Below are 20,395 nucleotides of genomic sequence, written 5' to 3' on the forward strand. Positions count from 1 at the left end.
GTGTAGATTATACAAATGACAGTGAATATTGAAGCACTGCTTTATTATCTGGGTAATGGGTATTCGGAAATTGTTGATGCTGGATTAATTACTTATAAAGCTGATTTCAAAGGCGCATCTGGTTCACCAGTGATAATTCTTGAAATGGCAAAGGAAGGCATCTTTTTAGCGTTTAAACGTGAGGGAAGTATCCCGGTAGAAATCACAGGCGGCAGATCATATCTCTGTCGCCTGTGATTTATCACTACTACGTTATATTCCGCTAACCTGCACTTACCCTCGTAGCCCTTCCACGCTTTCCGGCGGCAGGTTCATCACTGTTTTAATGCCGGTTTCGATACTACGAATGATGTTTTCGCGTGGACCGTTGAGCCAGTCAGCGCTTGCATAAAAGGCATCAAGAGCCGTAGCCATGCTTTCAGGGCTATCAAAGGCACGGATCAGATAGTAGCAATCCGGGTCATGCAGCGAGTTGCCGAACGAAACAACGTCGATCCCGTGGCATTGGTGCAGGGGAACGCTGATTTCCTGCATGATGGCGTGAAACGTGGCCCCGGTGCCTTTGTGTAATGTGTATTGCAGTATTTCGACGGTTCTCAACGTGTTATCTCCGTTTATTTGTCAGCGGCATAGAATTTATGGCGTTTTTGAGATCGCGACACATTATTTCAGTGAAGTGGCTCACATCTCGCCATTTCATTTCCATCGTCAGTTTTGTAGTTATTGTGGGATGCCACCTGGTCGTTAACGAGTCCTTTCCTGATAAACCTGCTGATAATTCAGACTTATTTCCGATACCGATACAACATCAATTATCATTATTGTCAGTAACGGGGCTAAAATGATTGTGTTTATGAATACCCTTCATGAGTGAACTATGGGGGGAATGCTTCAATAAGGAAACCGCTAATGCTTAAAGAAAACTTCAACGAACTCCAAATCTTTCTGATGGTAGCAAGAGAGCGAAGTTTTACCAAAGCCGCGGGCAAACTCGGTGTTTCTCAGTCAGCACTCAGCCACGCGATGAAAGCGCTGGAAGAAAGGCTGAACATCCGCCTTCTGACGCGAACTACCCGAAGTGTTGCCCCCACAGAAGCGGGTGAGAGAATTATTGCCTGCCTTGAGCCCCGTATTGCTGATCTCGAGCAGGAGCTGGAATCGCTTGTTCAACTGAACGGCACCGCCTCCGGTAATATCCGTTTATCTGCCGGGGAGCATTCCGCGCGAAATCTGGTGTGGCCGAAGCTAAAACCCTTCCTCAGGGAATACCCGGAAATTAATCTCGAGCTGGTGGTCGATAACGGTTTTGTCAATATTGTTGAGGGGCGTTTTGACGCCGGGATCCGTCTGGGCGAAAGCGTGGATAAGGACATGATCGCGGTGAGAATTGGGCCGGATATGCGAATGGCAGTCGTTGGCGCACCGTCATATTTTGCTGCTAACCCCGCGCCTGAAACGCCTCACGAGCTACAAAATCATCGGTGCATCAATATGCGTCTGCCCACTGCCGGTGGACTTTACCACTGGGAGTTTGAGAAGGATGGGAAACCGTTACGGGTCAGGGTTGAAGGGCAGGTAACGTTTAATCTGCAGGCGGAAAGGATTGATGCGGCTTTATCTGGCTTTGGCATCGCCTGTATACCTGAGGACAGGGTACTGGATTATATAAAGTCAGGAGAGCTGATCCAGGTTCTGCAGGACTGGTGTCCGTCTTTCCCCGGATATTATCTTTACTACCCCAGCCGTAAGCAGCATCCGCCTGCTTTTGCGCTGATGATCGATGCACTTCGCTACCAGGAATAACGGGTCCGCCATTCGCTGCGGACCCGTCCGGGTATTAACGGCCTGTGCGAGCCTGATGCTCAGGAGAGTAACGTTCGCCGACGATTTTAATCGTTTCAAGCGCCTGGGTTATCTGCTGTGAGTCATCCTGCGAAAGCATGATGTCGGCTGAGCCCAGGTTTTCTTCCAGCCGGTGCAGTTTGGTGGTGCCCGGAATAGGAACAATCCACGGCTTTTGTGCCAGCAGCCATGCCAGCGCGATTTGTGCAGACGTCACGCCTTTCTCTGCCGCCAGTTCACCCAGCAATGAGACCAGCTTTTCATTGGCTTCAATCGCTTGCGCGGCGAAACGCGGCACGGTGCTGCGGTAATCATCCTTGCCAAACGTCGTTCCTGGTTTAATCGACCCCGCCAGGAAACCTTTACCCAATGGGCTGAAGGGGACAAAACCAATGCCCAGCTCCTCCAGCAACGGCAGGATCTCCTGCTCAGGCTCGCGCCACCACATGGAGTATTCGCTTTGCAGCGCAGTGACCGGTTGTACAGCATGCGCACGACGAATGGTTTGTGCGCCAGCTTCGGACAGACCGAAATGTTTAACTTTGCCTTCAGCTATCAGGTCTTTCACTGTTCCCGCAACATCTTCAATCGGGACATCCGGATCGACGCGGTGCTGATACAGCAGATCAATAACGTCTGTTTTAAGGCGGCGTAATGAGCCTTCAACGGCTTCACGGATATGCTCCGGACGGCTGTTTAAAATCTGCTGCTTGTTGTCGTCGCCAAAAGTAAAACCAAATTTGGTGGCGATAACGACGTGATCGCGAAAAGGTTTTAAGGCTTCGCCGACAACCTCTTCATTCAGAAATGGGCCATACACTTCGGCGGTATCGAAGAACGTGACGCCACGTTCAACCGCAGCACGAATGAGTTCGATAGCCTGACGGGTATCGGTCGCCGGGCCGTAGCCGTGACTGAGCCCCATGCAACCGAGTCCAAGAGCGGAGACTTCGAGTCCGGATTTACCCAGATAACGTTTTTGCATTGAATGAATACCTCTTTTATCGCGGTTTAAACGTCAAGTTTGCGACCAGTCAGCCATTCCACCCTCGCCGGGTCGCGGTGAGAGAAGAAGGCGCTGGTTGCGGTATCAAGGGCGGCAATCTGCAACATATCCTCAGGACTGAGTTCAAAATCGAGAATGCTGATGTTCTCTGCCATACGTTCTTTTCGCACCGATTTCGCCAGCGAAACGATGCCACGCTGGAAGATCCAACGCAGTACAACCTGGCCCACACTTTTGCCGTACTTCTGACCAATTGCCGTTAACACGGGATGCTGGAACAGGCCATTTTTACCCTCAGCAAACGGTGCCCAGGCTTCCGGCTGAATACCACGGCTTTGCATCCACGGAACGGCATGCAGCTGCTGGTTGAACGGGTTAACTTCAATCTGGTTTACCGCAGGGGCAACGTTGTTGAAGGCGATAAGATCGGCCAGTCGGTCAGGATGGAAGTTGCTGACGCCAATGGCGCGAATTTTGCCTGCCTCATGCAATTCTTCCATGGCACGCCAGGCACCATGAACATCACCGTAAGGCTGGTGAATCAGGTACAGGTCAACGTAATCAAGTTGCAGCCGATTCAGGGAGCGTTCGAACTGTGCTTTAGCACCTTCGTAATGAGTATCCTGCAGCCAAAGTTTGGTTGTTACAAAGAGGTCGCGACGTGCGATACCGGTCTGTTTCAGAGCGTTCCCGACCTGGGTTTCATTCTGGTAAGAAGCCGCGGTGTCGATCAGGCGGTATCCCGTATCAATGGCATCAATCACCGCTCTTTCGCATTCAGCGGCATCAGTCATCTGAAACACACCAAAGCCCAGCAGGGGCATTTCAATACCGTTGTTCAGATTTACAGTTTGCATGACGTAATCCTTCAGCTGTTGTGTAGAAAAAGGATAACGCAAAGTGATTTATTCAATTAGAGGGGGTAATTAGCTAGGGTTTATTAGATTTATTCATTAATTTGAGGGGATCTGATGCTCGGGTTTGTGCCAGCAGCGGACATAATCACCCGCTATATTGCGGGTGTATTTTTCCGACGGTTCACTCTCAGCCGTCCGTAGCTGAGCTACTTTTTGCTAACAAGATAGGTAGCAATGGCCGTTAATCCACTTATAAGGGGCATAGACCCGGCGCCTGCCAGAAAGTCATCGCGATCTATCTGGTTATTTCGGCGAATGTCAGCAAAGCGTGCAAGCGCATTTTTTTCATTTGTGGCACTGATCTCTTCAAACTGTTTTTCGTAGCCATCTTCAATCAGCTGAGAAGCTTTGCCCACGTCCGAGCTTTCCAGTACAACAATTTGCTTACCCTTTTGAAAAAAAAAGTAATTCAGCATTTCGTGCTCCACATAGAAAAAGTGATATTTAAAAGAATATATCCAGTCTGAGAGGATCCTGAAAACAATTTCAAGTTTATTTTTTAATCAGGTACGAACTTCCTTTTCTTACTGGCGATCCTTTGGCCTCGTGAGTGTTATTCACTGATAGCCGCCCCTGGTCGTAGCGTCGGCAGCTTTTTTGCCGGGAGCGGATATTGCTGACACATGGGTGGACTAATTAACGGAGGTGAGTAATTTAACGGATTAATTTCCCTATCATTAATCCTTTTACCTGTCTCTTTAGGGATCGAACGGCCCTGTATTCGGGGTCATCTGGCGGAAATAACGATCCTCGCCTATAGCAAATAACCCCATACCGATGAACAGCGGCAGACGTCGCCCGAAGCGATCGCACAATTAGTTAATGATCGTTAAATAAATTGCTTGCACAACCTTCCGGCGACGCTTAGTATTTACTTATCGAACGTTAATTAATAAGTAACGTTGACCTTTAACCGGGGCACCTGCAAAAGGTTTCCCAATCAAAATTCGAAGAACAGGAATTAACCTCATGAAAAACATCGCAATGACTATCGCCGCTCTGACACTGGCAACAGCTTCTTTCTCAACCCTGGCAGCGACTGAAGTGCAGTCAGCGCCGGCAGGTCAGCAATCCATTGGTGTAGTCGGTGCATCAACCACCGGTTCACTGTCAGGCCTGCAATCAGAATTTAATGCAAAAGCCACCCAGGCGGGTGCAAGTTCATACCGTATTATCGGTGCATCCGGTAATAACCAGCTTTACGGTACAGCAGAAATGTACAAATAAGCTGAGCAGTAATAAGCAGTAAGCAGAAGAGGCGGCGGTTGCCGCCTTTTTCGTGTCTGCGATTAGCGGTATTTATGGAAGTGATTATTGCGGATCTTTCGGTTGATATAACCATGCAATCCGCTGCCAGCTTTCGCCATGGCGATCATATGGTCAACGTCTGTCACCCCTGGCCGGATGGAATTATAGATGTAATGCCAGCCATCTTTGAACTTCACGGTAATTGAATCTTCTGTAGTCGTGAAAGCGACGATACCCGAATTGCCGCCCCGGTTTTGGTACTTTTCCATATTCCCCTTCCTGATTGATGAAGCCATTCACGACCTGAATAATAGTAGCCATAAATTTTTGCCGGTTGTGTGAGTAGAAAAGCTTTTTTTAAGCTGTTCTGACAAAACGTCCCGCCGGAGCTGATGCTGTGGCCCTTTCCTGAAACTTTAACGCCTGATAAACGAAGTAAAAAGAAGAAGCTTTTTAAGAATATGGGAGTAGGTCACGGAAAGCGACGGGGAATAGAATTCCCCGTCGTTTTTACTCTCATCACGAAGGTTCAGAATGAAAAAGTTCTTCCTCATTATCATGGTTTCAGCGCTGGCAGGTTGCGCGGGTTATCACCATAAACCAGAAAGACACCAGAGCGGGATGGCAAATCCGGCTGCGGTATATTGCCATGAAAGAGGCGGAAGATCGGTGAGTGTGCAAACACCACACGGCGTTCGTGCAGACTGCGTATTCCCTGATGGACGCGGTATCGACGAATGGGAGTTATACCGTCGGGATCATAACTAAATCCGCTTCACGCAGGCTGAAAATCAGGCTTTCCCCATCAGAGGAAAGCCTTTTTTAATCACACTTTATCCATGAGCCGTTGTGCGGGTTTATCTTTTCGTCATCTGCCCGCCGTACACATCAATCGCGTTTCTCAGGCGGGTAGCCTGATAATTGAGCCTCTCTGAGGATTCCGACGACTGGGCAACCATCCCGGCGTTGTTTTGTGTCATGGTTTCAATCTGCGCCAGCGAGGTGTTGATCAGCGTCAGCGCCGACGTTTGTTCATGAGTGGCATGGCTGATCTCTTTAATCAGTCCGGACATCTGCACGACTTCAGCAATAATTTCACTGATCTGCTTCCCGGCATTTTCAACCATATGCCCGCCGGTTTCGACGCTGTGCATATTCGTTTCGATCAGGGTTTTGATCTCTTTAGCGGCGGTGGCGGAACGCTGTGCCAGCACGCGAACCTCGGCGGCAACCACGGCAAATCCGCGGCCTTCAGTACCGGCTCTTGCCGCTTCCACGGCCGCATTCAGCGCCAGAATATTGGTCTGGAAGGCAATGCTGTCGATAACCGAAATGATGTCCACAACTTTGCTGCTGGCGTGGGAAATCGACTGCATCATACCGATGGTTTCCTGCATGATTTCTCCGCCTTTCTGCGCCACGGCCGTCGCGCTGTCAGCCAGTTTGCTGGCCTGCACCACCGTGTCTGAACTTTGCTCCACGGCGCCGGTAATTTCTTCAATCGCGGCGGCGGTCTGCTGAAGGTGAGTTGCCGTTTCTTCCGTACGGGCGCTCAGGGCAGTGCTGTTTTTTGCCATGAGCTCACTGATATGGGCGATCCCGCCAACCTGCGTGCCCACATCTTCGACCAGAGAATGCAGATTCAGGCCAAACTGGTTAACAGAACGCATCAGCAAACCAATTTCATCAACACGGTTAAAATGAACGTAAGCGGCTTTTTTACCGGAAACCACCTGTTGCGCCTGCGCCAGAATGGTTTTTATCGGATTGCTGATTTGCGATTGCAGGAAAAGATCGGCAGCCAGCAAAAGAATAACGGTAACGATCGCGCTTTCAGTCAGGTTTATTCCTGCCAGAGAAAATAAGAGCGGGAAAAGGGCAGGAATAAATAGCGGCAAACGTAATCGCCAGCTAACGGGAAGTTTTTGCAACAGGGATAAAAATGAAAATAACCCCGTGTGTATCACCAGGCCTTTATAAAATTTACGACGACCTGCGCTTTTCTCTTTTACCTGTTTGTATAATTCTTCAGCGGCTTTCACTTCCTGTTCAGCGGGGGTATTTCGTACGGAGATATAGCCGGTGAGTTTATCCAGGTGATAGACCGGCGTGACGTTCGCGCGTACCCAATAGTGATCGCCATTTTTACGCCGGTTCTTCACCAGCCCTGTCCAGCTGTCGCCTTGCTGCAAGGTAAACCACATGTCGGCAAAGGCTTCGACCGGCATATCAGGATGGCGTACCAGATTGTGTGGCCTGAAGGTCAGCTCATCCTCAGAGAATCCGCTGACGTTTATAAACGCTGAGTTGGCATAAATAATATGGCTGTTGACATCAGTTGTGGACATTAACGTGGTGCCGGGATCTAACTTATATTCCCGCTGTGATATAGGCATGTTTACGCGCATGTAAATCCTCTGGAAACACTCTGAGTAGCAATAATAACTATGCAGATGATTTAATATTCTTTCCAGAGAAATTTATTTCCTGGTTATTATTCCCGTGCGAAGATAAATAACAAAGGTTAATTTTATTGTTGAATTACTATCAATGTAATATTTATGTAGAAAGAAGGTTTTTTAATTGCGATATAGAATAGTCCGGCCTAAGTTAAATTTTGATGCGTAAGCGGGGAAAATCGGACTTAGTGTTTTCCAAAGGATGTAATGGCGGGAAAAACACCGATCCGGCGCGGTTTTTTCATTCAGGCAATAGTGAAGGGTTCAGCCAATATTGGGTAAATTCCGAAAGTGTGCTCACCGCCGAAATCTCACTCACGATAAAGGGCAAAGGAAGCCGATTTCCCGTTTATCGGTTCACTGCGGGATGTGATACTTTGGAGCAGTAACGTGCCGGTGAGAGCATTTCACCGTGTTGAATTCAGAACAGCACAGAGGGTTTATGGCGGTCATTTCCGGACAGATTATCGAGCAGGCGAAGCAGTGGCGTCGCGACTTTCACAGGCGACCTGAACTGGGTCTGAATGAGCATGGCACCGCAAAAATAATCAGTGAACTGCTACTGTCTTTTGGTCTTGAAGTGCACACGGGCATTGCCGAGACCGGCGTTATTGCCACACTGCGAAACGGCGAAGGCCCTTCAATCGGACTGCGTGCAGATATCGACGCATTACCCATTCAAGAACTGAATGAATTCGAGCACCAGTCACAAAACCCGGGCCTGATGCATGCCTGCGGGCACGATGGTCACACCTCCATTTTGCTGGGCGCGGCAAAACACCTGAGTGAGAACCGTCATTTTCGCGGCACTGTCCATTTCATCTTTCAGCCTGCTGAAGAAAACTTAGGCGGTGGCGAAATGATGGTGAAAGAAGGGCTGTTTGACCGTTTTCCGATGCAGGCGGTTTACGCGCTGCATAACTGGCCGGGACTGCCGGTTGGCGAGGTGGCGGTCAGCGAGGGGCCGATGATGGCGTCGCAGGATAATTTCTATATCACCCTGACCGGCAAAGGTTGTCACGCGGCGATGCCGGAACGGGGTGCGGATCCCGTGGTGGCTGGCGCGCAGCTGATTTTGTCATTGCAAAGCCTGATTTCGCGCCGCCTGTCGCCGCTGGAACAAACGGTGATCAGCCTGACGCAACTTCATGCGGGCGAAGCCATTAACGTCATTCCTGAAACGCTGCATATGTCGGGCACGCTGCGTTGCCTGAGCAACAAAACCCGTGAGACCTGCTGGCGGCTGATTGAAGAATACGTCCATGCGGTGCCGTTACCGTACGGTGTGAAAGGGGAAGTGCGCTGGGAATTGGGTTATCCGGTCACGCAGAACCATGCGGCGCAGGCAGAGATTGTGCGCGACGCGGCGAAAAACACGCCGGGTATTCAGAAAGTGCATTTCAATAATGCGCCGTCGATGGCTGCAGAAGATTTTGCTTATCTGCTGGAAGCGTGTCCGGGGGCCTATTTCTGGCTGGGTGCCGATGGCGCCACACCTTCTGACTCACTGCATAGCCCGCGCTACGACTTTAATGACGACATTATTCCGCTCGGCATCGGTGTGCTGACCACGCTGGTGGAGCGCGAGCTGAAAGCCTGATCGCATTTTTCATGGCATTCCGGACCGGACAACAGAGGTGTTACGCATTGTCCGGTCTGGTTTTTTATATTTCTGCCAGCTCTTGCGCAATATTCACCACTTTATAGTGATGTTCGCTGATGACCTTCCGGCGTATTTTATCTTCCATCTCATCGGCGAATTTTACAATATCATCAGCCGCTGCGAAGTCGGGTAAATCAGTAATTTTATAATTCCACCATTGAATAGATTGTAAACGATTAATAATACTCTTCTCAAACCGGTATTTAATCACTCTGGCCGGAATGCCCGCGACAATCGCGTACGGAGGAACATCAGACGTGACGACGGCATTGGCGGCAATAATTGCGCCATTGCCGATAGTGATGCCGCCTTTTAATACGGCGTGTTCGCCCACCCAAACATCATGACCTAATACCGTCGCCTCCGGCATATAGTTGAACCCGGCAATATTCAGCGTTTCTCCGAATTGTTCCTGCGCCACTTTGGGGAAGAAATCATGATATGTCAGCGGACTGGTCGTAAACCGGTGTATGGGATGTTGCGGCCCCATAACCCGCACTCCTGCTGCCAGGCTGCAAAATCTGCCAGTTTTGAGGTTATTGGGTAATTTACTGCACGCGTAAGAATACGCGCCCATTGAACAGAAACTTTTTCGCGGCATTGAGGCATGCTCTTCAACCCAAACATCCTCGGTAAATTTTATTCTCTCCCCTTTTTTAAAAAGGAATATATTTCTCTTTTTATATATTCCTTTCACTATTTCCGGGAATTTAAGATGGATCTTATGGCGTAAACAATAATCCTCATGTTTTTGAGCCCATCGAAAGTTAACGGGATACTTCATTCATTGCTCCTCAAAGGTGACATGCTGTTTTTATATATTCTTGTCTAAATCCTAGCATAAAACAGACATTACAAAATCTGAGGTCGGCGGAAAATACGTGAGGAGGCGATGAAGTAAAGCAAAAAACGCCCAGAGGATAAAGTCCGGGCGCTATGATGAACATCTTACTCAGGCGGCGCGATCAGACCCGGAAATGCCCGACGGCAACCGCCAGACCGGTGGCTTGTTCCTGCAACGCCGACGCCGCCCCCGTGGATTCCTGAACCATCGCTGCGTTCTGCTGCACCATGCCGTCGAGCTGGGTAATGGCACGGTTGATTTCGTTAATACTCAGCATCTGCTCTTCAGATGCATGGGTGATTTCCAGCATGACACTGCTGACGTTCGACACGTTGCTGACGATTTCGCTCATGCTGTCGCTGGCGAGGCGCACCTGCGCTGAGCCGGACGCCACGCTGCTCACCGTTGATTCGATAAGCACTTTGATCTCTTTCGCCGCCTGCGCACTGCGTTGTGCGAGGCTGCGCACTTCGCTGGCGACGACCGCAAAACCGCGCCCCTGTTCACCTGCGCGCGCGGCTTCGACTGCGGCGTTCAGTGCCAGAATGTTGGTCTGGAAGGCAATACCGTCGATCACACTGGTAATGTCTCCGATTTTCGATGACGCGGTTTCGATGCTTTCCATCGTTTTAATGACTTTAGTCACCACTTCGTCACCGCGTATGGCCGCCGCAGAAGCGGATTTGGCGGTTTCGGATGCTTGTTTCGCCGAACTGGCCGACTGGGAAACCGTCGCCGTGATCTGCTCAAGGGATGCGGCGGTTTGTTGCAGGCTGGCCGCGGCAGAGTCTGTACGACCGGACAAATCGTTATTCCCTGCGGCGATTTCATCGGCCGCGATTTTAACGGATTCACTGGTGGTACGGATTTCAGACATCACCTTGCTGAGCTTATCAACGAAGGTGTTGAAGGCGTGCGCGATTTGCGTCACTTCATCATGTCCGTCAGCCGGCAGGCGCTGCGTCAGATCATCCTCACCGGAACTGATCGCATTGAGCGTATCGCGCACCACCGACAGGCGGTGGAACGATTTGCTGATAATCAGCCCGATGACGACGGCTGAAATCAGCACGATCACAATCAGCGTAATCACCGACGAGGTCAGCAGGGATCGCATACCCGCAGTGGACTCTTTCTTATCCTGCGCCACCAGCGTAAACCATTCCGTGCCTGCTACCGGCATCGCACGGACGCGCTTGACCGCACCGTTCAGACGGATATCCACCGGTGCATCGGCGGCAAACACATCCTGCAAATTCACCCCTTCCGCCAGTGCGGTAATCGGCTTCAGTGCCAGGCTGGTATCCGGATGCGCGATGATCACACCGGATTTATCCACCAGCATGCCGAAACTGCCTGGCGTCGGATGAATGGTATTAACGTTGCTCACGACGCTGTCCATCGAGACATCGCCCGCCACAACCGCTTTCAGCGTGCCTGCTTCCATCACCGGTACGGCGAAAGTGACCACCAGTTTCCCGCTACCGGCATCAATATAAGGCGGTGTGGCCACCGGATGTCCGGCGGCTTCAGCCTGCTTGTACCACGGGCGGCCGGTCGGATCGTAATCCGCAGGCACCCCGGTCGGATCGGAGAACTTCGCGCTGCGGTTTGCATAACCGACATACACGTTGGTAAACCCACCTGCACTGGCGATCTGTTTGAGAACCGGGATCGGATCTTCTGACATCGCGATCTGTTGCAGTGAAACGATCATCCCTGTTTTCGAGCTTACCCAATCGCTGATCCCTCGCGTGTGGCTGGCCGTCAGCGCGTTCAGCGTGCTGTCTGTCGCCTGACTGTTGTACTTGTTGGCAACGGTATAACTCAGGAAGGTATTGATAATCAGCGAACAGGCCACGATGACGATACAGGCCGTGATAATGCGCGAACGGATGGTCTTAAGCATGAGCATTTCCCTGGAAGGAATCTTAAGTTTTAGTTATCGGCAGGGAAGGGAAAAACTTGAGACCCGTCACAAAAAACAGAGGTTTGTCGGGGCGAAAGGACGCCCCTGTTTATTTCAGCGCGAAATTAAAGGCCTTCCTAAACCAACCCGCTGCTCCTTGTAACGTCCGCCGCGCTTTCTCTAAATTTCGTGAAACGCCTCCCAAATCTGATCACAATTCCACCAGGGGATCTTGCGGCTTTTATCCGTGGGTGATAGTAATGCGCTACTTCACAAAATAAAGTGAAGAAGGAAAGTACATCACGAATCAGTTTACAAAGGACATCCCATGTCAGAACTTAAATTTGCCACACGTCTGAACTCGTTTGCGTCGGGGGCACATCTTTACTGGCCTGAACAGAAAGGCAAACCTTCAGTGCTGCAAATGATCGAACGTGCAGCTACGGTTAAAGGATTGACGCATCTGGACCTGAATTATCCGCAGCACATGACCGGCGATATCACTGTGATGCGCCAGAAAATCGAAGAAGTCGGGCTGGCGGTGAACGGGATGCAAATGCGCTGGGATGCTCCGGAATTTAAAATCGGCGCGTTTACTCACCCGGATCCAAAAATTCGTCGTCAGGCGATTGAATTGACCAAACGCGGGATCGACGCCGGTCGTGAGTTTGGTGCCAGCATTATGACGTTGTGGATGGGACAGGATGGCTTTGATTACTGTTTCCAGGCTGACTACAAAAAAATCTGGGAAGACGCAGTCAGCGCCGTGCGTGAAGTGGCGGAATACGCCCCGGATATCGACGTCAGCATTGAATACAAACCCAACGAACCACGCGCTTACAGCATTTTCCCAAATGCCACTACCTGTCTGCTGGCGGTTGAAGAAGCCGGTTGCAAGAACTTAGGTATCACACTGGATTTCGCGCATGTGTTGTTTGCCAACGAAGTACCGGCGTTTGCGGCGGCGATGGTAGCCCGCCGTTCGCGTTTGCTGGGGCTCGATCTCAATGACGGCTGGGGCAAACGCGACGACGGCCTGATGGTCGGCTCCGTCAACCCGCGTGCCACGCTGGAATTCCTGTTGCAGATGAAACGCGACGGCTATAAAGGCGCGTATTACTTCGATACCTTCCCGGACGCCAGCGGATTGGATCCGGTGCGTGAAGCAGAAACCAATATCGCGACCGTGATCCGTTTACTCAAACTTTGCGAAAAACTCGAGAATAACCCGGCGCTGAATGAAGCCATCAGCAGGCAGGACGCCGTAGCCACACAGCAAATCGTCAACGACGTGATGTTGGCGCAGTAAAGCGACCCGCCACAGCGCGTGTCGCTGTGACACCATAAAAATAACAATCGAAGGCCAGATGATGAAAAAACTCTTACTGTCTGTACTCACCTCTACACTGCTTTGCACCAGCGTTTATGCCGCCGATCTGCCACCGTTGCAATCCGATACCGAACCGGATCGCACTGACTGGACGCAACTCACGGCCAAATATGGCCCGCTGCCGGCAATCGACAAATCCCTCAAAATCGGCGGTGTGTCTAAAACGCTGACCAATGAATACTGGCGCTCACTCGGCCAGGGATATAAGGAATTCGGTGATAAGCACGGCATCACCGTCGAATATCAGGCTGCGGCTAACGAAGACGACCAGCTCGGTCAGCTGTCTATCGCCGAAACCCTCATTTCACAGGGCTTCAACGGTTTGCTGGTGTCGCCGCAAACTGACGCCAACCTGCAACCGGCGTACGAATCGGCTAAAAGCAAAGGCATTGCTGTCGTTAACGTGAATGATGCGGTGATGCCGAATGCGGCGCATTACGTCGGTAACGTACAGAAAGACAACGGCGTACGCGTCGCCAACTGGTTTATCAAAAAACATCCTGAAGGCGGCAAAGTGGCCGTCATCGAAGGCCAGCCGGGGGTGTATGCCGCGGCGCAGCGTACCAGAGGCTTCAAAGAAACGATTCAGACCAGCGGGAAATTCACCGTAGTCGCCAGCGTTCCGGCCAACTGGAGCCGTGAAAATGCCTATAACGCAGCGGCGACAATTTTGCAGCAACATCCTGATCTGATTGGGTTCTACGCCAACAACGATGGTATGGCACTCGGTGTGGTTGAAGCCGTGGCGGCTGCCGGAAAATCCAAACAGGTGGCGGTATTTGGCACTGACGGTATCTCCGATGCTTATGCCTCTATCAAGCGTGGCGAGCTGACCGGCACGGTGGACAGCTTCCCGGTGCTTACAGGGGAAGTGGCGATGGAAGTGGTCGTACGCCTGATTAACGGACAGAAAATCTCCCGCGTGGTCTCCACTCCACAGGCGCTGATTACCCAGGACAATGCTGATGCGTTCTCCACCAAAGATAACGCGAAACTGCGCCAGCTGCTGGCTCAGCAACAATAAGTCAGACGTGTGAAAACGGGTCAGGAGAGTGTATGGAACAGTACAGTTTGACGATGCGCGGCATCAGCAAAAGCTACAGCGGCGTGGCAGCAGTTCAGGGCGTTGATTTCTCTGTGAGGCCGGGCGAAGTCCATGCGCTGATTGGAGAAAATGGCGCGGGAAAATCGACACTGCTGAATATTTTGTCCGGTGTGCGGGCGGCAGATTCCGGTGAAATTCTGGTGGAAGGGCAGGTTATTCAGATGAAGAATCCGCTGTCTGCCCGTCATGCCGGTATCGCGATGATCCATCAGGAATTGCAGCACGTTCCTGAACTCTCCGTGGCACAGAATATGTTTCTTGGCCGCCCGTTAACGAAACTCAAAGGGTTGTTTGTCGACAGAAAGGCTCAGTACAAAAGGGCAGTGGCGATCCTGCGTCGTCTTGATCCCAGTATTGATCCCGATGAGCCGATCAAGAACCTGAAAGTATCTCAGCAACAGATCGTTGAAATCGCCCGCGCTTTGCTGGATGAAGCGAAGATCATTGCAATGGATGAACCGACTTCCAGCCTGACGCCGACGGAGTTTGAGCGCCTGGCAGAGCTGATTTCAGATCTCAAATCGATGAATGTGTCGCTGATTTATGTCTCACACAAAATGAACGAGATTTTCAAAGTTTGCGATCGGGCGACGATCTTACGTGATGGTAAACAGGTCGGCGTGGTCAATATCTGCGATGAAACCGAAGAAACTATTGTCACCAAAATGGTCGGACGCAAAATCGAAAAAGTGCACCATCACTCTTATGCGACCGGCAGGGAAGTGCTGCGCGTCGAAGGATTGAGTCGTGATAATGCCGTGCGGTCAGCGACTTTTTCTGTCACGGCCGGTGAAGTGCTGGGAATTGCCGGACTGGTCGGTTCCGGGCGTACAGAGTTGCTGAAACTCATCGCCGGCATTGATGCCAAAACCGGCGGCAGCATTGAGGTGGAAGGCGTCGCGGTGAAAAATCACAATGTCAGTTCTGCTATCCGCGCCGGGATCGGACTGGTGCCGGAAGATCGTAAAAAAGAGGGCATCATTAAAGAGCGCGCAGTCAAAATGAATATGGCGTTGCCGTCAATGGGGCGATTTACCCGATACGGTTTGCTGAAAAGAAATCAGTTGGATAAAACGGCGCTGGACGTGATGACCGATCTGCGGTTGCGTCCGCTTAACATAGAAAAACCCATTGGAACACTCAGCGGCGGAAACCAGCAAAAAGTCATTATTGGTCGCTGGGTCGCAGCGGACAATAAAGTCTTTCTTTTTGACGAGCCAACCCGGGGAATTGATATCGGAGCAAAGTCTGAGATTTATAATCTGATAGAAAAACTGGCGCAGCAGGGAAAAGCCATTGTGGTGGTTTCTTCCGAGATGCCGGAAATAATTCGTATCTCAGACAGAGTCCTGGTGATGCGTGAAGGGAAAATCACAAAAGAACTTAACGGTGATGAGATTACTGAAGAAAACATTGCCCGTTATGCGATTAACGATGTGAATTAAGCGGTCTGAAAACTATTTCTCCGACACCTACAAAGATTAAAGGCCATTATTATGACGACTCAAGGTAATGTTCAGCCCAAGGTTATGCCTTCGGCATTATTTAAATTCAACGTACGCGATGCCGGTACGCTGATTGGCTTAGTGATTATTGTGATCACCTTCTCTTTTTTGTCGCCGGTATTTTTTACCGTCCCTAATTTACTCAATATATTACAGCAGTCCTCCATCAACGGAATTATTGCGCTGGGCATGACGCTGGTCATTATTTCCGGCGGTATCGATCTCTCCGTCGGGCCGACGGCGGCACTTTCGGCGGTGCTGGGTGCCACGCTGATGGTGTCCGGCGTCCCGGTTCCAGTGGCAATAATGGCGACGCTGGGTGTCGGCGCACTGTGCGGCGTGTTCAGCGGCATGCTGGTGGCGTATGCCGGTTTACAGCCGTTTATCGTCACCCTCGGCGGACTCTCGCTGTTCCGCGCGCTGGCGCTGATTTTTACCAACGGTAACCCGATTTTTGGTATCCCGGTGGAGTTTCGCACCGTCATTAACAGCACGATTTTCGGGGTTCCGGCACCAATCGTGATTGTTATTGCTATCGCGGCGATACTCTGGACGGTGATGAACAAAACGCCGCTGGGGGAATATATTCTGGCCGTGGGCGGCAACGAAGAAGCCGCACGAGTCGCGGGGGTTCCGGTCAAAAGAACCAAGGTCACGGTCTTTGTGATCTCCGGTGTGCTGGCCTCTTTAGCCTCACTGATTTTGATTGGTCGCCTGGGTGCCGCTGAACCGACCATGGGGAATTTATGGGAGCTGGATGCTATTGCTGCGGCGGCAATTGGCGGGGCTTCGCTGATGGGCGGGAAAGGCAGTGTGATCGGCACACTGATTGGCGCGGTTATTTTAGGTTCATTGCGTAATGGTCTGACACTTCTCAATATTCAGGCGTTTTATCAATTGCTTGCTACTGGCCTTATTATTATCATAGCGATGTTGATTGACAGAGCGACACGAGGCAAGTAATGAATCAGGATCCGCGAGCCATTGGTGCTCAAATTCGTATGAAATTGCCACATCTGACGCCGCTGGAAAGAAAAGTCGTCGAAGCGATTACGTCTAAAAATGATTTTTCTGAGCAAACTTCATTAAAAGAAATTGCGCTGGAAAATAATGTTTCTGAGGCGATGATTGTTAAACTGACCAAAAAATTAAACTTTTCAGGATTCAGAGATTTCAGAAGCAGTTTGATTTATTACAACTATTCTGAAGTGGCAAATTTACATGCGGAAATTGAGCCGGGAGACTCGTCGGAACAATTACTTGAAAAAGTATTCCGTACTTCTATTCAGGCAATAGAAGAAACATTATCTATTGTCGATGTTTCGGAATTTAACCGGGCTGCTGACATTTTATTTAAAGCCAGGCACATCGATTTATATGCTGTCGGCGGCTCTGCTGCCGTCGCCAGAGATTTGTCGCATAAATTGCTGAAAATTGGCATTAAAACGACGGTCTACGATGATGCGCATATCATGCTGATGTCGGCAGCGGTCTTATCGGACGATGATGCGGTGGTGGCGATCAGCCATTCCGGTGCCACCCGCGCGGTGAATGATCCGATCAAACTGGCGGCGCGCAATGGCGCCAAAGTGATCGCCATCACCAATTACGCCGAGTCGCCCATTGCGCGCAATGCGCATGTGGTTCTCAATTCAACCTCTCAGGGATCGCACTTGCTCGGGGAAAATGCTGCGTCGCGGATCGCTCAGCTGAATATTCTGGATGCCTTATTTGTGGCGATTGCCCAGAAGGATCTGAAAACGGCAGAAAAGAACCTGATGAAAACCCAGCAGGCGGTTCAGGACCTTCGGGAATACTAAAATGGGTAAAATTTTAGTCACGGGCAGCCTTCATTATGACATCGTGATCCACGCGCATCATCGTCCGGAAAAAGGCGAAACGGTGATCGGCAGCGGCTGTTCATATAAATTCGGCGGCAAGGGCGGGAATCAGGCCGTTGCCGCTGCCAGAGCGGGCGCCGGTGTTCGTTTTGCCGGTGCCGTGGGCGCCGATACGCAGGGGGAATTCCTGCGTGGTGTGCTAAATGAAAACGCGGTCGACAGCAGCTTTATCGCCGTTAATGAAAGCGTACCTTCCGGCATGAGCGTGGCGCTGATGGATGCAGAAGGGGATTACGGCGCAGTGGTCGTTTCCAATGCAAACAACCACATTGATACCGCGCAGTTTGATGATGATGCCTTGTGGCAGCAGGTTGACATGCTGTTGTTACAAAATGAGGTGCCGGAGGCGGTGAATCTGGCGGCAGCGAAACAGGCGAAACAGCGCGGGATCCGCATTTGTCTGAATGCCGCACCGGCGCGGACACTTTGTGCTGAGATGCAGTCTGCTGTCGATTTGCTGGTGGTGAATGGCGTCGAAGCCCGTGATCTGAGCGGTATTCCGGTCAATGATTTGTCCGATGCCTGCGTGGCAGCCGAATTACTGAGCCAGCATTCTCCGGCTGTTATCGTGACGGCGGGTGAACACGGTGTGGCCTGGTGTGCAGCCGGCGGACGCAGCCAGTCGATGCCCGCCGAAAAAATAGAGCTGGTCAGTACCCACGGTGCCGGTGACTGCTTTATGGGCACGTTGTGCACATCACTCTTGCAAGGGAAAACGCTGGCAGATTCTGTCGCAAAAGCCAACCGTGCAGCCGCCGAACACGTCTCCCGCAAAGCCTGACTTTTAATGCCAGTCTTTGCTAAAACGCCAAAAGGCAGGATGAATGTCCTGCCTTTTTTGCGTTTAGCGCACCCTCAGGCCTCACCGTTCTCATCAATCTTCTTCTTATCCACATGCCCCAGTGAACGTTCCGGGAAACAAATATCGCGCACACGCTGTTTAAGCAGTGCGGCGTCCGGGAAACCGCCATCGCGTTTGCGTTCCCAGATAATCTCGTCATCGACTTTGATTTCGTAAATGCCACCGGTGCCGGGGACAAGCGTTACCGACGCCAGATCGGTACTGAACGAATTCAGCAATTCCTGCGCCATCCAGGTGGCGCGCAGCATCCAGTTGCATTGAGAACAATAAGTGATGGTGATGGCAGGTAATTTTTCCATGGTACGACCCTTTTAAGAGGATTTTATCGACGTTTCAGAAATCGGATATTACTGCCCGCTACAGACCTGCGCCAGTTGTTGTCTCAGCCACTGACGGGCGGCGGGGCACCGATTGAGTTATAACGAAAATTGATACGCACTATAATATTTCTACACTTCTGCTTATAGCTCTTTGGCAGCACTCTGTGTGCTTAATGCGCCAATCCACCGAGGAAATTTTATGTCTGCACTATTTACGCCATTTACGTTGAAAGACGTCACCTTAAAAAACCGCATTGCCGTTCCGCCTATGTGCCAGTATTCCGCCACTGATGGCGTGCCGAATGACTGGCATCAGGTGCATTACGCCACGCTGGCACGCGGCGGCGCGAGCCTGGTGATTGTCGAAGCGACGGCGGTTTCGCCGGAAGGGCGTATCACCCCGGGATGTCTCGGGATCTGGAACGATGAACAGGCTGCTGAACTGGCGAAGATTGCCAAAGCCATCAAAGCCGCAGGCGCAGTACCGGGGATCCAGATCGGTCACGCAGGCCGTAAAGCCAGCGCCAATCTGCCCTGGGAAGGGGACGATCATATTGCTGAAGGCGATCCGCGTGGCTGGGCAACCATTGCGCCATCCGCAGTCGCATTCGGCAAACACCTGCCGAAAGTGCCGAAAGAAATGACCAAAGCCGATATCCAGCGTGTGATGGCCGATTTTGTCGCTGCCGCGAAACGTGCCCGCGATGCCGGTTTTGAATGGCTGGAGCTGCATTTTGCCCACGGCTATCTGGCGCAAAGCTTCTTCTCCGTGCATTCCAACACCCGCACCGACGAATACGGCGGTGATTTTGCCGGTCGCAGCCGTTTCCTGATTGAAACTTTCGACGCCGTTAACGCCGTCTGGCCGAAAAACCTGCCGATTACCGCGCGTTTTGGCGTGATCGAATACGATGGCCGCGATGAAGAAACGCTGGCGGAATCTATCGAACTGACCCGTATTCTGCGTGAGAAAGGGCTGGATATGCTCAACGTCAGCGTCGGTTTCTCGACCTGGGAAGCACAGATCCCATGGGGAGCCGGTTTCCTGGCACCAGTGTCGCGCCGCGTGCGTGCTGAAGCCGGCTTGCCGGTGGCGAGTTCATGGGGCGTTGCGTCGGCAGACGTGGCCGAACGTTGTATCAGCGAACAAGATATGGATCTGGTGATGATTGGCCGCGCCATGCTCGCCAACCCGCATTATCCGTATGCGCTGGCGAAAGAACTGGGCGAGGACAATCCTTCATGGGTTCTGCCTGCGCCTTACGCGCACTGGCTTGAGCGCTACAGCATTCAGTGATCCTAAAATATCTCTGGAAAGAAGCTCGTAAAACGCGCGGGTAATTTTCAGCGCGTTACATTTTGCTACGAGGCAGGCCGCAAGCCCTGCCTCTTTTCTTTTCTGTCCTTTCAATCCTTTCCAAATC

At 51.3% G+C, this 20,395-nt stretch carries 21 protein-coding genes; 12 read left to right on the forward strand and 9 right to left on the reverse strand.

The window, feature by feature from the left end:
* Positions 1-15 precede the first annotated feature (15 nt).
* Positions 16-237, forward strand: a complete 222-nt coding sequence (locus AACU55_RS11820) for a DUF6392 family protein (RefSeq protein ID WP_051931113.1) — start codon at positions 16-18, stop codon at positions 235-237.
* A 36-nt stretch (positions 238-273) separates the two neighbouring features.
* Here the strand turns inward: AACU55_RS11820 and AACU55_RS11825 are convergent, their stop codons facing one another.
* Positions 274-600, reverse strand: a complete 327-nt coding sequence (locus AACU55_RS11825; protein WP_134705486.1) for an NIPSNAP family protein — start codon at positions 598-600, stop codon at positions 274-276.
* A 309-nt stretch (positions 601-909) separates the two neighbouring features.
* On the opposite strand from AACU55_RS11825, the gene AACU55_RS11830 reads away from it, so the two are divergent.
* Entirely contained in the window at positions 910-1,803 is an 894-nt protein-coding gene (locus tag AACU55_RS11830) for a LysR family transcriptional regulator (protein WP_037036472.1), read from the forward strand.
* A 34-nt stretch (positions 1,804-1,837) separates the two neighbouring features.
* Here AACU55_RS11830 and AACU55_RS11835 read toward each other — a convergent pair whose 3' ends face one another.
* From AACU55_RS11835 to AACU55_RS11845, 3 genes are all read right to left on the reverse strand, one after another.
* Complete coding sequence (locus AACU55_RS11835; protein ID WP_134705487.1) at positions 1,838-2,827, reverse strand: aldo/keto reductase; 990 nt, start codon at positions 2,825-2,827, stop codon at positions 1,838-1,840.
* 26 nt (positions 2,828-2,853) lie between these two features.
* Positions 2,854-3,705, reverse strand: a complete 852-nt coding sequence (locus AACU55_RS11840; protein WP_037036468.1) for an aldo/keto reductase — start codon at positions 3,703-3,705, stop codon at positions 2,854-2,856.
* Positions 3,706-3,911: 206 nt separating this feature from the next.
* Positions 3,912-4,181, reverse strand: a complete 270-nt coding sequence (locus tag AACU55_RS11845) for a hypothetical protein (RefSeq protein WP_134705488.1) — start codon at positions 4,179-4,181, stop codon at positions 3,912-3,914.
* 553 nt (positions 4,182-4,734) lie between these two features.
* Here AACU55_RS11845 and bhsA point away from each other — a divergent pair.
* Positions 4,735-4,992: a multiple stress resistance protein BhsA gene (gene bhsA, locus AACU55_RS11850; protein ID WP_134705489.1), complete on the forward strand. Its 258-nt coding sequence runs from the start codon at positions 4,735-4,737 to the stop codon at positions 4,990-4,992.
* A 62-nt stretch (positions 4,993-5,054) separates the two neighbouring features.
* Here bhsA and AACU55_RS11855 read toward each other — a convergent pair whose 3' ends face one another.
* The gene (locus tag AACU55_RS11855) at positions 5,055-5,282 is read right to left on the reverse strand and encodes a hypothetical protein (RefSeq protein ID WP_013574309.1); all 228 of its coding nucleotides are present in this window, start codon (positions 5,280-5,282) and stop codon (positions 5,055-5,057) included.
* Positions 5,283-5,547: 265 nt separating this feature from the next.
* On the opposite strand from AACU55_RS11855, the gene AACU55_RS11860 reads away from it, so the two are divergent.
* A complete protein-coding gene (locus AACU55_RS11860; RefSeq protein WP_013574310.1) occupies positions 5,548-5,781 on the forward strand; it encodes a putative hemolysin in 234 nt (77 codons plus the stop codon).
* Positions 5,782-5,870: 89 nt separating this feature from the next.
* On the opposite strand, the gene AACU55_RS11865 is transcribed toward AACU55_RS11860, so the two are convergent.
* Positions 5,871-7,421: a methyl-accepting chemotaxis protein gene (locus tag AACU55_RS11865; protein ID WP_134705490.1), complete on the reverse strand. Its 1,551-nt coding sequence runs from the start codon at positions 7,419-7,421 to the stop codon at positions 5,871-5,873.
* A 493-nt stretch (positions 7,422-7,914) separates the two neighbouring features.
* Between AACU55_RS11865 and AACU55_RS11870 the strand changes: the two genes are divergently transcribed.
* Positions 7,915-9,072 (forward strand): M20 aminoacylase family protein, encoded by a 1,158-nt coding sequence (locus AACU55_RS11870; protein ID WP_037036462.1) that lies wholly within the window; start codon positions 7,915-7,917, stop codon positions 9,070-9,072.
* A gap of 64 nt (positions 9,073-9,136) precedes the next feature.
* On the opposite strand, the gene AACU55_RS11875 is transcribed toward AACU55_RS11870, so the two are convergent.
* Both AACU55_RS11875 and AACU55_RS11880 read right to left on the reverse strand, forming a co-directional pair.
* On the reverse strand, positions 9,137-9,919 hold the full coding sequence (locus AACU55_RS11875) for a CatB-related O-acetyltransferase (RefSeq protein ID WP_134705491.1): 783 nt from the start codon (positions 9,917-9,919) through the stop codon (positions 9,137-9,139).
* A 181-nt stretch (positions 9,920-10,100) separates the two neighbouring features.
* Positions 10,101-11,888, reverse strand: coding sequence for a methyl-accepting chemotaxis protein (locus AACU55_RS11880; protein ID WP_134705492.1), 1,788 nt, complete (start codon positions 11,886-11,888; stop codon positions 10,101-10,103).
* Between the two features lie 328 nt (positions 11,889-12,216).
* Between AACU55_RS11880 and AACU55_RS11885 the strand changes: the two genes are divergently transcribed.
* From AACU55_RS11885 to AACU55_RS11910, 6 genes are all read left to right on the forward strand, one after another.
* Positions 12,217-13,197 carry a TIM barrel protein gene (locus AACU55_RS11885; RefSeq protein ID WP_037036457.1) on the forward strand — a complete coding sequence of 327 codons (981 nt, stop codon included), beginning with the start codon at positions 12,217-12,219 and terminating at the stop codon, positions 13,195-13,197.
* A gap of 61 nt (positions 13,198-13,258) precedes the next feature.
* Positions 13,259-14,302: a sugar ABC transporter substrate-binding protein gene (locus AACU55_RS11890; protein ID WP_013574315.1), complete on the forward strand. Its 1,044-nt coding sequence runs from the start codon at positions 13,259-13,261 to the stop codon at positions 14,300-14,302.
* 32 nt (positions 14,303-14,334) lie between these two features.
* Positions 14,335-15,828, forward strand: coding sequence for a sugar ABC transporter ATP-binding protein (locus AACU55_RS11895; RefSeq protein ID WP_134705493.1), 1,494 nt, complete (start codon positions 14,335-14,337; stop codon positions 15,826-15,828).
* Positions 15,829-15,879: 51 nt separating this feature from the next.
* The gene (locus AACU55_RS11900) at positions 15,880-16,851 is read left to right on the forward strand and encodes an ABC transporter permease (RefSeq protein ID WP_134705494.1); all 972 of its coding nucleotides are present in this window, start codon (positions 15,880-15,882) and stop codon (positions 16,849-16,851) included.
* Positions 16,851-17,708 (forward strand): MurR/RpiR family transcriptional regulator, encoded by an 858-nt coding sequence (locus AACU55_RS11905; protein ID WP_013574318.1) that lies wholly within the window; start codon positions 16,851-16,853, stop codon positions 17,706-17,708. The genes AACU55_RS11900 and AACU55_RS11905 overlap by 1 nt, the downstream gene beginning before the upstream one ends.
* A gap of 1 nt (position 17,709) precedes the next feature.
* A complete protein-coding gene (locus AACU55_RS11910) occupies positions 17,710-18,570 on the forward strand; it encodes a ribokinase (RefSeq protein ID WP_134705495.1) in 861 nt (286 codons plus the stop codon).
* Positions 18,571-18,644: 74 nt separating this feature from the next.
* Here AACU55_RS11910 and AACU55_RS11915 read toward each other — a convergent pair whose 3' ends face one another.
* Positions 18,645-18,950 (reverse strand): SelT/SelW/SelH family protein, encoded by a 306-nt coding sequence (locus tag AACU55_RS11915; RefSeq protein WP_037036451.1) that lies wholly within the window; start codon positions 18,948-18,950, stop codon positions 18,645-18,647.
* Positions 18,951-19,170: 220 nt separating this feature from the next.
* Here AACU55_RS11915 and AACU55_RS11920 point away from each other — a divergent pair, with 220 nt between their 5' ends.
* Positions 19,171-20,268: an NADH:flavin oxidoreductase/NADH oxidase gene (locus AACU55_RS11920; RefSeq protein ID WP_121019592.1), complete on the forward strand. Its 1,098-nt coding sequence runs from the start codon at positions 19,171-19,173 to the stop codon at positions 20,266-20,268.
* The last annotated feature ends 127 nt before the right edge of the window (positions 20,269-20,395 follow it).

The sequence above is a fragment of the Rahnella sp. CJA17(1/100) genome (assembly GCF_963881615.1).
In the GTDB taxonomy this organism is placed as follows: domain Bacteria; phylum Pseudomonadota; class Gammaproteobacteria; order Enterobacterales; family Enterobacteriaceae; genus Rahnella; species Rahnella aceris.

What these genes read in the sequence shown, in the direction of transcription:
- AACU55_RS11840 (WP_037036468.1), bottom strand. Translation starts at nt 3,705, where the DNA reads ATGCAAACTGTAAATCTGAACAACGGTATTGAAATGCCCCTGCTGGGC.
- AACU55_RS11875 (WP_134705491.1), bottom strand. Translation starts at nt 9,919, where the DNA reads ATGAAGTATCCCGTTAACTTTCGATGGGCTCAAAAACATGAGGATTAT.
- AACU55_RS11880 (WP_134705492.1), bottom strand. Translation starts at nt 11,888, where the DNA reads ATGCTTAAGACCATCCGTTCGCGCATTATCACGGCCTGTATCGTCATC.
- AACU55_RS11895 (WP_134705493.1), top strand. Translation starts at nt 14,335, where the DNA reads ATGGAACAGTACAGTTTGACGATGCGCGGCATCAGCAAAAGCTACAGC.
- AACU55_RS11855 (WP_013574309.1), bottom strand. Translation starts at nt 5,282, where the DNA reads ATGGAAAAGTACCAAAACCGGGGCGGCAATTCGGGTATCGTCGCTTTC.
- AACU55_RS11870 (WP_037036462.1), top strand. Translation starts at nt 7,915, where the DNA reads ATGGCGGTCATTTCCGGACAGATTATCGAGCAGGCGAAGCAGTGGCGT.
- AACU55_RS11910 (WP_134705495.1), top strand. Translation starts at nt 17,710, where the DNA reads ATGGGTAAAATTTTAGTCACGGGCAGCCTTCATTATGACATCGTGATC.
- AACU55_RS11915 (WP_037036451.1), bottom strand. Translation starts at nt 18,950, where the DNA reads ATGGAAAAATTACCTGCCATCACCATCACTTATTGTTCTCAATGCAAC.
- AACU55_RS11830 (WP_037036472.1), top strand. Translation starts at nt 910, where the DNA reads ATGCTTAAAGAAAACTTCAACGAACTCCAAATCTTTCTGATGGTAGCA.
- AACU55_RS11920 (WP_121019592.1), top strand. Translation starts at nt 19,171, where the DNA reads ATGTCTGCACTATTTACGCCATTTACGTTGAAAGACGTCACCTTAAAA.
- AACU55_RS11890 (WP_013574315.1), top strand. Translation starts at nt 13,259, where the DNA reads ATGAAAAAACTCTTACTGTCTGTACTCACCTCTACACTGCTTTGCACC.
- AACU55_RS11900 (WP_134705494.1), top strand. Translation starts at nt 15,880, where the DNA reads ATGACGACTCAAGGTAATGTTCAGCCCAAGGTTATGCCTTCGGCATTA.
- AACU55_RS11835 (WP_134705487.1), bottom strand. Translation starts at nt 2,827, where the DNA reads ATGCAAAAACGTTATCTGGGTAAATCCGGACTCGAAGTCTCCGCTCTT.
- AACU55_RS11845 (WP_134705488.1), bottom strand. Translation starts at nt 4,181, where the DNA reads ATGCTGAATTACTTTTTTTTTCAAAAGGGTAAGCAAATTGTTGTACTG.
- AACU55_RS11865 (WP_134705490.1), bottom strand. Translation starts at nt 7,421, where the DNA reads ATGCGCGTAAACATGCCTATATCACAGCGGGAATATAAGTTAGATCCC.
- AACU55_RS11905 (WP_013574318.1), top strand. Translation starts at nt 16,851, where the DNA reads ATGAATCAGGATCCGCGAGCCATTGGTGCTCAAATTCGTATGAAATTG.
- AACU55_RS11860 (WP_013574310.1), top strand. Translation starts at nt 5,548, where the DNA reads ATGAAAAAGTTCTTCCTCATTATCATGGTTTCAGCGCTGGCAGGTTGC.
- AACU55_RS11820 (WP_051931113.1), top strand. Translation starts at nt 16, where the DNA reads ATGACAGTGAATATTGAAGCACTGCTTTATTATCTGGGTAATGGGTAT.
- AACU55_RS11885 (WP_037036457.1), top strand. Translation starts at nt 12,217, where the DNA reads ATGTCAGAACTTAAATTTGCCACACGTCTGAACTCGTTTGCGTCGGGG.
- bhsA (WP_134705489.1), top strand. Translation starts at nt 4,735, where the DNA reads ATGAAAAACATCGCAATGACTATCGCCGCTCTGACACTGGCAACAGCT.